This is a genomic window from Pseudolysinimonas yzui, assembly GCF_014653215.1.
Taxonomy (GTDB): domain Bacteria; phylum Actinomycetota; class Actinomycetes; order Actinomycetales; family Microbacteriaceae; genus Pseudolysinimonas_A; species Pseudolysinimonas_A yzui.
Map to the genome: position 1 here is coordinate 244,088 of NZ_BNAI01000002.1, position 13,824 is coordinate 257,911.

12 protein-coding genes are annotated in these 13,824 nt (G+C 70.4%); 8 read left to right on the plus strand and 4 right to left on the minus strand.

Features of this window, described 5'->3' with window-relative positions:
• Nucleotides 1-3 precede the first annotated feature (3 nt).
• From IE173_RS07010 to IE173_RS07045, 8 genes are all read left to right on the plus strand, one after another.
• Nucleotides 4-1,386, plus strand: coding sequence for a GH1 family beta-glucosidase (locus tag IE173_RS07010; RefSeq protein ID WP_191283031.1), 1,383 nt, complete (start codon nucleotides 4-6; stop codon nucleotides 1,384-1,386).
• A gap of 61 nt (nucleotides 1,387-1,447) precedes the next feature.
• Nucleotides 1,448-2,704 carry an APC family permease gene (locus IE173_RS07015; RefSeq protein ID WP_229841957.1) on the plus strand — a complete coding sequence of 419 codons (1,257 nt, stop codon included), beginning with the start codon at nucleotides 1,448-1,450 and terminating at the stop codon, nucleotides 2,702-2,704.
• A complete protein-coding gene (locus tag IE173_RS07020; RefSeq protein ID WP_191282748.1) occupies nucleotides 2,697-3,611 on the plus strand; it encodes a cyclase family protein in 915 nt (304 codons plus the stop codon). The genes IE173_RS07015 and IE173_RS07020 overlap by 8 nt, the downstream gene beginning before the upstream one ends.
• A gap of 70 nt (nucleotides 3,612-3,681) precedes the next feature.
• Entirely contained in the window at nucleotides 3,682-4,095 is a 414-nt protein-coding gene (locus tag IE173_RS07025) for a hypothetical protein (protein ID WP_191282749.1), read from the plus strand.
• 150 nt (nucleotides 4,096-4,245) lie between these two features.
• Nucleotides 4,246-5,505, plus strand: coding sequence for a multidrug effflux MFS transporter (locus IE173_RS07030; protein ID WP_191282750.1), 1,260 nt, complete (start codon nucleotides 4,246-4,248; stop codon nucleotides 5,503-5,505).
• Nucleotides 5,506-5,526: 21 nt separating this feature from the next.
• Complete coding sequence (locus IE173_RS07035) at nucleotides 5,527-6,186, plus strand: phosphatase PAP2 family protein (protein WP_191282751.1); 660 nt, start codon at nucleotides 5,527-5,529, stop codon at nucleotides 6,184-6,186.
• Nucleotides 6,183-7,448, plus strand: a complete 1,266-nt coding sequence (locus IE173_RS07040) for a saccharopine dehydrogenase family protein (RefSeq protein WP_191282752.1) — start codon at nucleotides 6,183-6,185, stop codon at nucleotides 7,446-7,448. The genes IE173_RS07035 and IE173_RS07040 overlap by 4 nt, the downstream gene beginning before the upstream one ends.
• 11 nt (nucleotides 7,449-7,459) lie before the next feature.
• A complete protein-coding gene (locus IE173_RS07045; protein WP_191282753.1) occupies nucleotides 7,460-8,644 on the plus strand; it encodes an ROK family transcriptional regulator in 1,185 nt (394 codons plus the stop codon).
• Here the strand turns inward: IE173_RS07045 and xylB are convergent.
• The 4 genes from xylB to IE173_RS07065 are packed head-to-tail and all read right to left on the minus strand — an operon-like array spanning nucleotide 8,586 to nucleotide 13,789.
• Nucleotides 8,586-9,989 (minus strand): xylulokinase, encoded by a 1,404-nt coding sequence (gene xylB, locus IE173_RS07050; protein ID WP_191282754.1) that lies wholly within the window; start codon nucleotides 9,987-9,989, stop codon nucleotides 8,586-8,588. The two genes, IE173_RS07045 and xylB, sit on opposite strands and share 59 nt — an antisense overlap.
• A 5-nt stretch (nucleotides 9,990-9,994) precedes the next feature.
• Nucleotides 9,995-11,185 (minus strand): xylose isomerase, encoded by a 1,191-nt coding sequence (gene xylA, locus IE173_RS07055; protein ID WP_191282755.1) that lies wholly within the window; start codon nucleotides 11,183-11,185, stop codon nucleotides 9,995-9,997.
• Nucleotides 11,186-11,240: 55 nt separating this feature from the next.
• The gene (locus IE173_RS07060; protein ID WP_191282756.1) at nucleotides 11,241-12,278 is read right to left on the minus strand and encodes an ABC transporter permease; all 1,038 of its coding nucleotides are present in this window, start codon (nucleotides 12,276-12,278) and stop codon (nucleotides 11,241-11,243) included.
• A complete protein-coding gene (locus IE173_RS07065; protein ID WP_191282757.1) occupies nucleotides 12,275-13,789 on the minus strand; it encodes a sugar ABC transporter ATP-binding protein in 1,515 nt (504 codons plus the stop codon). Before IE173_RS07065 ends, IE173_RS07060 begins: the two co-directional genes overlap by 4 nt.
• Nucleotides 13,790-13,824 lie beyond the last annotated feature (35 nt).

A 13,824-nucleotide genomic window follows, 5' to 3' on the forward strand; every position in this document is an offset into this window, starting at 1 on the left:
GGCATGGGCGTCATCCCGAAGGACTTCCTGCTGGGTGCCGCCACGGCGGCGTACCAGATCGAGGGGGCCGCCCACGAGGATGGCCGCGGCCCGTCGATCTGGGACACCTTCAGCCACACCCCGGGCCGCACCTGGAACGGCGACACCGGTGACGTCGCGGCCGACCACTACAACCGCCTGGATGCCGACCTCGACCTGATGCAGTCGCTCGGTCTCGAGGCCTACCGGTTCTCCATCTCCTGGCCGCGGGTGCAGCCCGGAGCGCGGGGCTCCCTCAACGCCAAGGGCGTCGCCTTCTACAGCCGGCTCGTCGACGGTCTGCTCGCCCGCGGCATCCGCCCGGTGGCGACCCTCTACCACTGGGATCTGCCGCAAGAGCTCGAGGATGCCGGCGGCTGGCCGGCGCGCGACACCGCGGAACGCTTCGCCGAGTACGCGGCGCGCACCGTCGAGGTGCTCGGTGACCGCGTCGCGATGTGGACGACGCTCAACGAGCCGTGGTGCTCAGCGTTCCTCGGCTACGGGGCGGGCGCGCACGCCCCGGGTCGGACGAACGGCGCCGCGGCGCTCGCCGCGATGCACCACCTGAACCTCGCGCACGGGCTCGCCGTGCCCGAGATCCGCCGGGCCGCCCGCAACTCGCCCGAGGTGTCGGCGACGCTCAACTTCCATGTGCCGCGTCCGGGCTCCGACGACGCCGAGGAGGCGGTGCGCCGCATCGACGCGCTCGCCAACCGATCGTTCACCGAACCCATCCTGCGAGGCGACTACCCCGACGACCTGCTGCTCGACACCGCCGGCGTCACCGACTGGGCGTTCGTGCGCGACGGCGACCTGGCGAAGATCGCCGCCCCCATCGACGTGCTCGGCGTCAACTACTACTCGACGGTCACGGTGAAGGAGTGGGACGGGCGTTCGCCGCGCGTCGGCAACGACGGGCACGGGGCCGCGAGCGGTTCGCCGTGGCCCGGAAGCGAGCACGTCGAGTTCCTGCCGCAGCCCGGTCCGCAGACCGATATGGGCTGGAACATCGCCCCGGATGCCCTCGAAGAGCTGTTGCTGCGCCTCGCCCGCGACTACCCCGGCACCCCGCTGCTCATCACCGAGAACGGTGCCGCCTTCCCCGACGTCGTCGTCGACGGCCGGGTGCGCGACTCCGCGCGACAGGACTTCATCGAGCGGCACCTCGCCGCGACGATCCGTGCCCGCGAGGCCGGCGTCGACGTGCGCGGCTATCTGGTGTGGTCGCTGATGGACAACTTCGAGTGGGGCTACGGCTACTCGAAGCGTTTCGGCATCGTGCGGGTCGACTACGACACCCAGGAGCGCATCGTGAAGGACTCCGGCCGCCGCTACGCCGAACTCATCCAGACCAGGAGCCTCTAGCCCCGACGAGATGGCCGAATCTCGCGCGCCGATGTCAGTCCCTCCCCGCCAGACTGGACAGGTGACACACCAAGGGCGGATCGGGCTGCCGTCGGCATCCGCCCTCTACATCGCCGCCGTGCTCGGCACCGGCATCCTCGTGCTGCCCGGCCTCGCCGCCGATGTCGCGGGGCCGGCCTCGATCCTCGCGGTCGCGATCGTGTTCGTGATCTCGATCCCGCTCGCCGGCACCTTCGCCGCGCTCGCCGCGCGGTTCCCCGACGCGGGTGGGGTGGCGACGTTCGTGCGGCTCGCGCTCGGCCCGACCGCCGCCCGGATGACCGGCTACTGGTTCTTCTTCGGCTGCGGGTTCGGCGCGCCCGTCGTCGCGACGCTCGGCGGCGAGTATCTCGCGGCCGTCGTCGGGCTGACCCGCGAGTGGATCGGCGTGGTCGGTGCCGCCTTCCTGCTCCTCGCGATCGGCCTGGCCTGGATCGGGCTGCGGGTCAGCAGCGGCGTGCAACTGGGCTTGAGCGCACTGCTCGTGGTCGTCGTCGTGCTCGTGGTCGCGAGCGCCGCGCCCGCGGCCGACCCCGCGAACCTCGAGCCGTTCCTGCCCCACGGCTGGGCGGGCGTCGGCCTGGCGATCAGCCTCTTCGTCTGGGCGTTCGCCGGGTGGGAGGCGATCACGCACTGGGCGAGCGAGTTCCGCAACCCCCGCCGTACGCTGCCGCTCGCCACGGCGATCGCGGTCGTCGTGGTCGGGGCCGCGTACCTCGCCCTCCAGGTCGCGACGGTGATGGTGTCGGGAGCCCGGGGCGGCAGCAGCCTCGTGCCGCTCATCGACCTCGTCGCCGTGACCCTGCCCGGGTTCGGCCCGGCGGTCGTCGCCGGCATCGCGGTGATCGTCGTACTCGGGGTGCTCAACGTCTACATCCCGGCGTTCGGCAACCTCGCCGCGTCGCTCGGTCGCGACGGCGACCTTCCGCGCTGGTTCGCCCCCGGCGCCGCAGGCGGCGAGGTGCCGCGGCGCGGGCTGCTGCTCACGGCCGTGCTCTGCCTGGGCTACACCGCCATCCGTTTCGCGTTCGATCTCGACCTCGAGGTGTTCGTGCTCATCCACACCTCGTCGATGGTCGCCGTCTACCTGCTCGGCATGGTCGCCGCCGTGCGCCTGCTCGACCGCTTCACCGTCGGCTGGTGGATGGCGGTGGTCTCGGTCGTGCTCGTCGGCGGGCTCGTCGTGCTCGCCGGCGCCAACCTGCTGATCCCGGCGATCCTCGCGGTCGTCGCCCTCGTCATCACCCTCGTCACCCGCAAGGAGAAAGCCGTTGTCTGAGTTCCGTGCCCACTTCGATGCCCGGGTGACGTTCGCCAACGGTGGGGGTCTCACCGCCGAGGGCTTCCGTCTCGACCTGCCGACCGGCGCCGAGTCGTCCGAAGAGGTCGGGCGGCTCTTCGTGCGCCACCTCGGCCTCGCGATGGTCGACTCCGTGACGATCGACGGACTCGCGATCGTCGAGGAGCCCCACAAGGGATCGCGGGGCATCGAGAAGCCGGCCGCCGAGGCGCCGGGCCGCATCGTGGATCTCAGCCACATCATCCACGAGGGGCTGATCACCTACCCGGGGCTTCCGGCTCCCGTCGTCACCCCGTTCCTGACCCGTGAGGATTCGCGGGCGAAGTATGCGGCGGGCACCGAGTTCGCGATGGACGTCATCACGATGATCGGCAACACCGGCACCTACCTCGACTCCCCGTTCCACCGGTACGGCGACGGCGCCGACCTCGCGGGTCTCGACCTGGCGACCCTCGTCGACCTTCCGGCCGAGGTGTTCCACCTCACCGATCTGGCGACCCGCGGCATCCCGGTCGGCGTCTTCCTCGATCGCGAGGTGCGTGGACGCGCGGTGCTGTTGCACACCGGGTGGGATCGGCACTTCGGCACCCCGGAGTATCTGCACGGGGCGCCGTTCCTCGAGCCGGCAGCGGTCGAGTACCTCGTGGAGCAGGGGGTCACGCTCGTCGGCATCGACTCGCTCAACATCGACGACACCGAGTCGGGCGGTGAGCGGCCCGCTCACACCGGCCTGCTCGCCGCCGGAATCCACGTCGTCGAGCACCTGACGCGACTCGGCGACCTGCCCGCGCACGGCGCCCGATTCACCGCCGCCCCGCCCGCGGTGCGTGGCTTCGGCACGTTTCCGGTGCGGGCGTTCGCGACGATTCCCGGCATCCCGAACTAGCCTCGGCGGCCTACCCCCAGTTCGGGTCGACCCTCTCGACCGGCAACGATGAGTCCCCTATCGTTTCGCTGTGAAGTCGAGCGACGCGCCAACGGGTGCGGCAGTGAACGTCGATGTCGCACGTCTCGAGAAGCTGGTCGGCGAGATGCAGGAGAGGCTGCCGGGGCTGCTGGCGACCGACATCTGGATCGCCGAAACCGGTGAGTCGATCGCCGCATACAACCCCCAGCCCGGGGCCAGCGTGTTGTTCAACACGCTGACCGACGATCTCATCGACGCGCTCGCAACGGCCGGCATTCCGACCATCAACCGGTACTTTCTGCTCGACCTCGAGGGCGATGCGGCGACCCTGGTCATCCTGCATGGGGATGACCTGCGACAGGGCGTGGGCCTCGACACCCGGTACACCAATATCGGGACGATGCTCGCCCTTGGTCTGCCGATGGCGCTGCGCGGGGTCGAAGAGGCGCGCGCCGCCGACTGAGCGGTCGGCTTCACGCCGTCACTTCGGCACCTGCCCCGGTGCGGGCCGGCAACAGCCTGCAGAGCGACCTCGCCGCGCGCTAGGGTCGAGGCGGGATACGTCGCCGAGGGAGCCGGCGCCCCGCTCCGCCGCCACCCAGAAACGCATCCCATGACGACTCTGACCCATCCGGGCGACGCCCTGTCGCGCTCCTCCCGCGTGCTCTACGTGGTCGTGCTCGGCGCCCTCGTCGCGCTCGGGCCGTTCACGATCGACCTCTACCTGCCGGCCTTCCCGGTGGTCGCCGAGGAGTTCGCCGGGTCGGAGACGCTGATCCAGCTCACGCTGACCGCGACGATGATCGGGTTCGGGTTGGGTCAGTTGGTCGTCGGCCCGTGGAGCGACACCGTCGGGCGGCGACTGCCGTTGATCCTCGCCACGACCGTGCACGTCGGGGCGAGCCTGGGGGTGGCGTTCTCGCCCGACATCACCTGGCTGCTCGTCTTCCGGGTGCTGCAGGGGGTGGGTGCCTCCGGGGGTGGCGTCGTGGCGATGGCGACCGTGCGCGACCTGTTCGGCGGGCAACCCCTGGTGCGGATGCTGTCGCGCCTCGCGCTCGTCACCAGCCTCGCGCCGATCCTGGCCCCGGTGATCGGGTCGCAGTTGCTCGTGCTGCTCGACTGGCGCGGGCTCTTCCTCGCGCTCGCCGCGTATGGCGTGCTCGTGCTCGTGCTCGCCTCGACGCTCATCACCGAAACCCTCCCGCCCGAGCGTCGACGGGTGCGCGGTCACAGCACGATGGCGCAGCGTTACCGCGCGGTGCTCTCCGACCGGGTGTTCATCGGGGTGGCGCTCATCGCGGGCCTCATGTTCTCGGGCCTGTTCGCCTATCTGTCGGCGTCGTCGTTCCTGTTCCAGGATGTCTACGGCTTCGACGCCCAGCAGTACGGCATCCTCTTCGCGGTCAACTCGATCGGCCTCGCCCTGTCGTCGCAGGTCGCGTCTCGGCTCATGCGCCGCTTCGCGCCCGCCCGCATCCTCGCCGTCTCGTTGCCGATCATGGCCCTCGCCGGCGTCACCGCGGCGGCGGCAGCGGCCCTCGACCTGGGACTGGGGCCGGTCGTGGTGGGCACCTTCGTCTTCCTCAGCTGCGCCGGTTTGAGCTTCCCGTGCATCCAGGTGACGGCGCTCGCCCCGCACGGTGCGGAGGCCGGTACCGCCGCCGCACTCCTCGGGGCGATCAACTTCGGCGTGGCGAGCCTCTCGGCACCCCTCATCGGCATCTTCGGCACCGAGAGCGCGATCCCCATGGGTCTCGTGATGGCGGGCGCGCTCACACTCGCCACCCTGTTGCTGTGGATCGTCGTGCGGCCGTTGCGCGCGCGGCGCATCGACGACGAATCGGCGGAGCTCGCGGTCGCCGCCCACTGAGTTGCGGGCTACCGTGGCGGGATGAAGTCTCCCGCCGTCGGCCGTGGCCTCCCGTGGCGCCGGATCGGCGGGATCGCGGCGGGCGCGGGGGCCGTCACCGTCGTGCTGCTCGGCCTGCTGGTGCGCGTCCAGGCGATCGCCGACGAGATCGACGGCCAGTGGATGGAGGAGGTCCTCGAGATGCGCGGCCCGGGATGGGAAGCGGTGTCGCGGGTCTTCGATTTCCTCGGCGGCGGCTGGTTCGCGGTCTGGCTGGTGCCGCTCGCGGTCGCGGGGGTCTTCCTGATCGTGCGGCGTCCGTGGGCAGCGCTCGTCTTCATCGCGGCCTCGGCGCTGAGCGCCGGTCTGGTGCAGGTGCTGAAAGCGCTCTTCGGGCGGGAGCGGCCCGCCGACATCCTGCTCGAACTCGACAACGGCGCCTACCCCTCGGGGCACGTCGCGAACGCCGCGACCCTGGCGGTGCTTCTCGTGGTGGTGCTCGGCCGCTGGTGGCTCGCCGTCGTCGGAGCCGTCTACGTCGTACTCATGGCCCTGAGCCGCACCTACCTCGGGGCGCACTGGGTGACCGACACGGTCGGCGGCGCGCTGCTCGGGGCATCCGTCGCCCTCGCCGCCTGGGCGGTTTTCGCCCCGCAGCTCCATCGCGAGCGAACCGGCGCACACGCTAGCGTCGGCACATGAGAATCCTGCTCGTCGGTGCCGGCGGCGTGGGCGACGCGATCGCGAAGATCGCCGCCCGTCGCGACTTCTTCGAAACGATGGTCGTGAGCGACTACGACGTCTCCCGGGCGGAGCGCACCATCGCCGCGGTGACCGCCAAGCACGGCGACCAGGGCGCGAGGTTCGTCGCGGCGAAGATCGACGCGTCCGACCCCGAGTCGGTGGCCGCCGTCGCCCGCGAACACGCCGCGACGCACGTGATGAACGCCGTCGAGCCGAAGTTCGTGCCGACGATCTTCGCCGGGGCGCTCGCCGCGGGGGCGGACTACCTCGACATGGCGATGAGCCTGTCGGAGCCGCATCCCGACGACCCGTACGCCCTCACCGGAGTGAAGCTGGGCGACGACCAGTTCCGGCAGGCGGGCGACTGGGAGAGCGCGGGCCGACTCGCCCTCGTCGGGATGGGCGTCGAGCCGGGCCTCTCCGATGTCTTCGCCCGCTACGCGGCCGACGAACTGTTCTCGTCGATCGACGAGCTCGGGGTGCGTGACGGGGCGAACCTGGTCGTGCAAGACGAGAACGGCGAGGAGATCTTCGCGCCGTCGTTCAGCATCTGGACGACGATCGAGGAGTGCCTCAACCCGCCGGTGATCTGGGAGAAGGACCGGGGCTGGTTCACCACCCCGCCGTTCTCGGAGCCGGAGGTGTTCGACTTCCCCGAAGGCATCGGGCCGGTCGAGTGCGTCAACGTCGAGCACGAAGAGGTGCTGCTCATGCCGCGCTGGGTCGACGCGAAGCGGGTCACCTTCAAGTACGGCCTGGGCGATGAGTTCATCGGCGTGCTGAAGACGCTGCACAAGCTGCATCTCGACGCGACCGAGCCGATCCGGGTGCGCAGCGCGAACGGTCCCGTCGAGGTGGCGCCCCGGGATGTCGTCGCCGCCGCGCTGCCCGACCCCGCATCCATCGGGCCGCGGATGACCGGCAAGACCTGCGCCGGGGTGTGGGTCACCGGCACCGGGAAGGACGGCACGCCGCGCGAGGTGTACCTGTACCACGTGAGCGACAACGAGTGGACGATGGCCGAGTACGACAGCCAGTGCGTCGTGTGGCAGACGGCCCTCAACCCGGTGATCGCGCTCGAGCTGCTCGCGACGGGGGTGTGGAGCGGCACCGGGGTGCTCGGCCCGGAGGCGTTCCCGGCGACCCCGTTCCTCGAGCTGATGGCGAAGCCCGAAGCCGACGGCGGCTACGGGCAGGCGTGGGGTCTCGACGACCGTTGAGCGGAACCCGAATGGATGTGATCCGCCCGTTCGCGGGTGCGGCCGGCCATGCCCCCGCGGGTGGCAGTCTCGACGATCTGCGCCGCAGCAACCTCTCGATCGTGCTGGGTCTGGTGCACGCGAACCGTCAGATCTCCCGCGCCGAGCTGACGCGGGCGACCGGCCTCAACCGGTCGACCATCGCCACCATCGTCGCCGACCTCGAGTGGCGCGGACTGGTCGAGGCCGCCGACCCGCGCGCCACCAAGCGCGTCGGCAGGCCGAGCGCCACCATCATCCCCACCGAACGCGTCGCCGCGATCGCGGTCAACCCGGAACTCGACGCGACGACCGTCAGCGTCGTCACCCTCGGCGGGCGGGTGTTGCGAGTCGTGCGGTACGAGAACGATCGCATCCCGTCGGCCCGGGAGGTGGCGAACGCCGTCGCGGCGGTGGTCGCCGGCATGCGTCCCGACCTGGAGCGGCGCCATCACCTCGCCGGAATCGGCGTCGCGGTGCCCGGGCAGGTGCGGTCACGGGACGGCTTCGTCAACCTCGCCCCGCACCTGGAGTGGGTCGACGAGCCGCTCGCCGAGATGATCTCGGCGGCGACCGGGCTTCCGACGTCGGCGGGCAACGATGCCGCCTGCGGTGTCATCGCCGAGGGGATGTTCGGGGCCGGTCGGGGGCAGAGCCACCTGGTGTTCCTCAACGGGGGCGCGAGCGGCATCGGCGGCGGGGTCATCGTCGGTGACTCGCTCCTTGCGGGCCACGAAGGGTTCGGCGGCGAGCTGGGGCACACCCTCGTGAACTCCGACGGCAAGCACTGCCACTGCGGAGCCTCGGGCTGCCTGGAAACCGAGATCACCCAGGCTGCGGTGATGAGCGGCCAGGAGATCGAGCGACAACTCGAGTTCCTCGCGGTCGCGCTGCGCAACATCACCAACACGTTCAACCCGGGGCGCATCATCCTGGGCGGCTTCCTCGCCGACCTCCACCGCGTCGGCGGCGACCTGCTCACCGAACGGGTGCGGGCGACGGCCCTCCGCGGGCCGGGGCGTTCGGTCGACATCCTGGCGTCGGAGCTGCGACGGGACAGCCTGCTGGTGGGCGCGGCCGAACTCGCTTTCCGCGCGGTGCTGCAGAATCCGACAGTGGTCAGCGCGTCGCAGCTGCGAGGTAGGCCGATCGCGTCTGTGGATGCGGCGGTGAGCTGACGACGGTCGTGCCCTCCAGCTCCCACGACGGCCGGGTTCCGGTGAGCGTCCACGCCGCCTGTGCCGCCGCGCCGAGGGCGACGTACTCGGCCGGGGGAACGACGGTGACGGGCCGCGCGAAGACTTCGCTCGCGATCTGCTGAGTCGCCTCGAGTCGTGCCCCGCCACCGATGAGCAGGATGCGCTCGACGGCGACCCCCGCATCGACGACGGCGTCGAGCCCGGCGGCGAGCCCGCACACCATCCCCTCGATCGCGGCGCGGGCGATGTTGGGTCGGGTCGTGGTGCGGTAGGTCAGGCCGGCGAAGGTCGCCGTGGCGTCCGGGAGGTCGGGGGTGCGTTCGCCGGCGAAGTACGGCACCAGGGTCACCCCGTCCGCCCCGGGGTTCGCGGTGAGGGCGAGGGCGCCGAACTCGGCGTGGTCGACGCCGAGCAGCGCCGCGACGGTGTCGACGACCTGCGCGGCGTTGAGCGTCGCGACGAGCGGCAGGAAGGCGCCGCCGGCGTCGGCGAACCCGGCGATCGTGCCGGTCGGGTCGATCACCGGACGGTCGGTCACCGCGAACACCGTGCCGCTGGTTCCGATCGACACCACCACGTCGCCGCTGCGGGCGCCGAGTCCGAGCGCCGCAGCCGCATTGTCGCCGGCCCCCACTCCGACGGGGATTCCCGCGGGGACGCCCGGGTGGGCGGCGGTGACTCCCGAGCGCTCGGCGGGACCGAGCACGCGGGGCAGGATCGCGTCGTGTCCGAGCGCGAGTCGCAGCAGCTCCCGGTCGTAGTCGCCCGTCTGCGGCGACCAGTACGCGGTGCCGCTCGCGTCGGAACGATCGGTGGTCAGTTCGTCGAGCGCCGCGGCGCCCGGCCCGAAGCCACGGAGCCGCCAGGTGAGCCAGTCGTGGGGGAGAGCCACGGCGGCGACGCGCTCCGCGTTCTGCGGCTCGGCGTCGCGCAACCACCGCAGCTTGCTCGCGGTGAAGGAGGCGACGGGAACCAGACCCGTGCGGGCGGCGTAGGCGTCGCGGCCCACCTCATCCCGAAGCGCCTCGGCTGCGGTGCCGCTGCGGGTGTCGTTCCACAGCAACGCGTCGCGGATGACGTCGCCGTCGGCGGCGAGCGCCACCATGCCGTGCTGCTGCCCGCCGATCGACACGGCCTCGACGTCGGCGAGGCCGCCCGCGTCGGCGATCGCCGCGAGCAGCGCCTCCCACCAGGCGGCCGGAGCCACCTCGGTGCCCTCGGGGTGGGCGGCGCGCCCTGAGCGAACCACCCGCCCCGACTCGACATCGACGACGACGACCTTGCAGCTCTGCGTCGAGGAGTCGACGCCCGCGACGAGACTCACCGACGTCAGCGCGCGCCGAGCAGGTGCTCGAGCGTCAGCTGCTGCAGGCGCACGAATCCGAAGCCGCGACCGTTGTAGTACGGCTCCGCGTCGAAGTCTTCGTAGGCCGAGCGGTCGGCGAGCAGTTCGGCGTAGCCCTCACCCGCCGACAGCGTCGGGCGGCTGATCTCGTCGACCTTGGCGGCCGCGAGGGCCTCGGCGACCTCGGGATCGGCGCGGAAGGCGGCGGCGCGCTCCTTGAGCAGCAGGTACATCTGCATGTTCGCCGACACCGACTCCCAGACCCCCTGGGGGTCTTCCGTGCGCGACGGCTTGTAGTCGAAGTGCCGCGGGCCGTGGTAGCTCGGGCCGCCGTCGGCGCCGCCGAACTCGAGCAGGTCGACGAGCGAGAACGCGTTGAGCACGTCGCCGTGGCCGAAGACGAGGTCTTGGTCGAACTTGATGCCGCGCTGACCGTTGAGGTCGATGTGGAACAGCTTCCCGGCATCCAGCGCCTGCGCGATCGCATGGGTGTAGTTGAGCCCCGCCATCTGCTCGTGGCCCGTTTCGGGGTTGAGCCCGACCAGTTCGGGGTGTTCGAGGGTCTCGATGAAGGCGAGGGCGTGGCCGACGGTCGGCAGCAGGATGTCGCCGCGCGGCTCGTTCGGCTTGGGCTCGATCGCGAACTTGATGTCGTAGCCCTTGTCGAGCACGTACTGGCCCAGCAGGTTGACGGCTTCGCGGTAGCGCTCGAGCGCGCCGCGGATGTCTTTCGCGAAGTCGTACTCGCTGCCTTCGCGGCCACCCCACATGACGAACGTGGTCGCACCCAGCTCCGCCGCCAGGTCGATGTTGCGCAGCACCTTGCGCAGCGCGAACCGGCGCACGTCACGGTCGTTGGAGGTGAACCCGCCGTCCTTGAAGACCGGGTGGCTGAACAGGTTGGTCGTGATCATCGGGATGATGAGGCCCGTGTCGGCGAGGGCCTGCTTCAGCCGATCGATCTCGTGCTGCCGTTCGGCGTCGGTGCTGCCGAACGCGAACAGGTCGTCGTCGTGGAAAGTCATGCCGTAGGCGCCCAGCTCGCTGAGCTTGTGAACGGCCTCGACCGTGTCGACGGGCTCGCGGGTCGCGGAACCGAACTGGTCCTGCGCACGCCAGCCGAAGGTCCACAGGCCGAAGGAGAACTTGTCGGCGCGCGTCGGAGTGAGAGTCATGGGTATTCGTGTCCTTCTTGTGGGTCGTTCGCGTGGTTTCGCGCGAGGGGTGTGGCTAGGTGCGCGTCTCGCGCCGGGCGAACCGCTGCTGGAGCAGAACCGCGATGACGATGATGGCGCCCTTCGCGACCGCCTGCACCGACGACGGAAGGTTGTTCTGCACGAAGACGTTGGTGAGCGTCGCGAAGATCAGCACTCCGAAGACGGTGCCGACGATCGTGCCGCGGCCGCCGATGAGCAGCGTTCCGCCGACGACGACGGCGGCGATCGCGTCGAGTTCGTAGAGGGTGCCGTGGGTCGACGTGCCGGCCGTCGTGCGCCCGAGCATCATCACGGCGGCGATGCCCGCGGTGAGCCCGGCGATGAGGTAGAGCCACACCATGTGACGGTTGACATTGATGCCGGCGAGGCGCGCCGCTTCTCGGTTGCCGCCGATCGCCACGGTGCGCCGTCCGAAGGTCGTGCGGTTGAGCAGGATCCATCCGGCGGCGGCGACGATGATAAAGATCCAGATCAGCACGTCGACGCCGATGTAGTCGGCGTTCATGAAGTCGATGAACGGGCGGGAGCCGACGATGAGCGTGCGGCGTTCCGCGAGGATCTCCGCGAGGCCGCGGGCCGCCACCAGCATCGCCAGGGTGGCCATGAAGGCGGCGACCCGGCCGTAGGCGATCACGACGCCGTTGATGAATCCCGCGGTGATGCCGACGGCGATCGCGATGATGATCATCACGACCCAGTGCGACTCCCGCACGAACGCCTGGGTGGCGTCGAGGGTCGCGACGATCGAGGCGAGGCCGAGTACCGATCCGACCGAGAGGTCGATGCCGCCCGCGGTGATGACGAGGGTCATGCCGATGCTGATGACGCCGATGATCGAGGCCTGCCGCAGGATCACGAGCGCGTTGTTCCAGCTCGTGAAGTCGTTGCCCGCGGTGACCGCTCCGGCCGCGACGATGAGCACGAGCGCGAGCACGAGACCGACGTTGCGACCGAGCGGGCCGCGCAGCACCCGCCGCCAGGCGGGCTCGCTCGTCTCGACGGTCGAGGTGGATGCCGTGGGCTCCGGTGCCCCGGGAGTGCTGTCGCTCACGCGGCGGCTCCTTTCATGATGAGGTCGAGCACGCCGTGCTCGTCGATCTGGTCGGAGGGCACGGTGCTCAGAACCTGTCCGTCGGAGATGACGAGGACGGTGTCGGAGAGGCCGAGCACCTCTTCGATCTCGCTCGACACCACGACGACGGCATTGCCCTCCGCGGCGAGTCGGCGGATGAGGCCGTAGATCTCGCTGCGGGCGCCGACGTCGACCCCGCGGGTCGGTTCGTCGAGGAGCAGGATGCGCGTGCCGTGCACGAGCCATCGGGCGAGCAGGATCTTCTGCTGGTTGCCGCCCGAGAGGGTCATCGCGGGCCGGTCGGGATCAGCAGGGCGGAGGTCGAGGGCGGAGATCTGCTCGCGCGTGACGCTGCGTTCGGCGCGCTCGTCGAGGAAACCCGCCCGCGCCATGCGCTCGAACGACGAGAGGGTCACGTTGACGAAGATGGGTTGCTCGCCGATGAGGCCCTGGCTCTTGCGCTCTTCGGGGGTGAGGCCGATGCCGGCACGCACCGCCGACCCGACCGACCCGGGGCGCAGGGCGGAGTCGCCGACGCGAACGGTGCCGGCCGACGCGCGCCGAGCGCCGTAGATGGTCTCGAGGATCTCGGTGCGCCCCGACCCGACGAGACCGGCGAGTCCGACGATCTCGCCGGCTCGGACGGTGAAGGAGACGTTCTCGAACCTCCCCGGCAGAGTGAGATTCTCGACGGTGAGGGCGACCGGGGCGTCGGCAGGGATCGGCGCGGCCGGCGGGAAGACGTTGCCGACGTCGCGGCCGGTCATCAGGTGGATGAGTTCGCTCGTCGAGGTCGTGGCGGCGGGAAGTCCGCTCGCGGTGGTGCGACCGTCTTTGAGCACGGTGATGCGGTCGCCGATCCGGCGGATCTCTTCGAGCCGATGCGTGATGTAGACGACCGCGATTCCCGACGCGGTCAGTTCGCGCACGACCTGGAAGAGGTTCTCGACCTCCTTGTTGTCGAGCACCGCCGACGGTTCGTCCATGATGATCAACTTGATGTCGTGCGACAGAGCGCGCGCCATGCTGACGATCTGCTTGTTCGCGGCGCTGAGCTGTCCGACCTCGGTCGTCGGTGACAGCGACCCGTGGCCGAGTCGCTTCATGAGTTCGCGGGCGCGACGCACGAGGGTCGCCTGCCGGGTGAATCCGCCGCGCGCGATCTCGTGCCCGAGAAAGATGTTCTCGGCGACGGTCAGACCGTCGACGACATCCAGCTCTTGATACATCGTCGCGATCCCGAGGGCGAGCGCGTCCTGGGGGCTGGAGACCTGGAACGGCTCCCCGTTCCAGATGATGTCTCCGTCGTCGTGCCGGTAGACCCCGGCGAGCACCTTGATCAGAGTCGACTTGCCCGCACCGTTCTGGCCGAGGATGCAGTGCACCTCGCCAGGTCGCACGTCGAGTTCCACGCCTTTGAGCGCCCGAACGCCGGCGAATGACTTGGTGACCCCGCGGACGCGCAACAAGTCTTGGTCGACTTTGATCATTGCGGCAACATAACAGATGCCATAGCCGGTGCGCA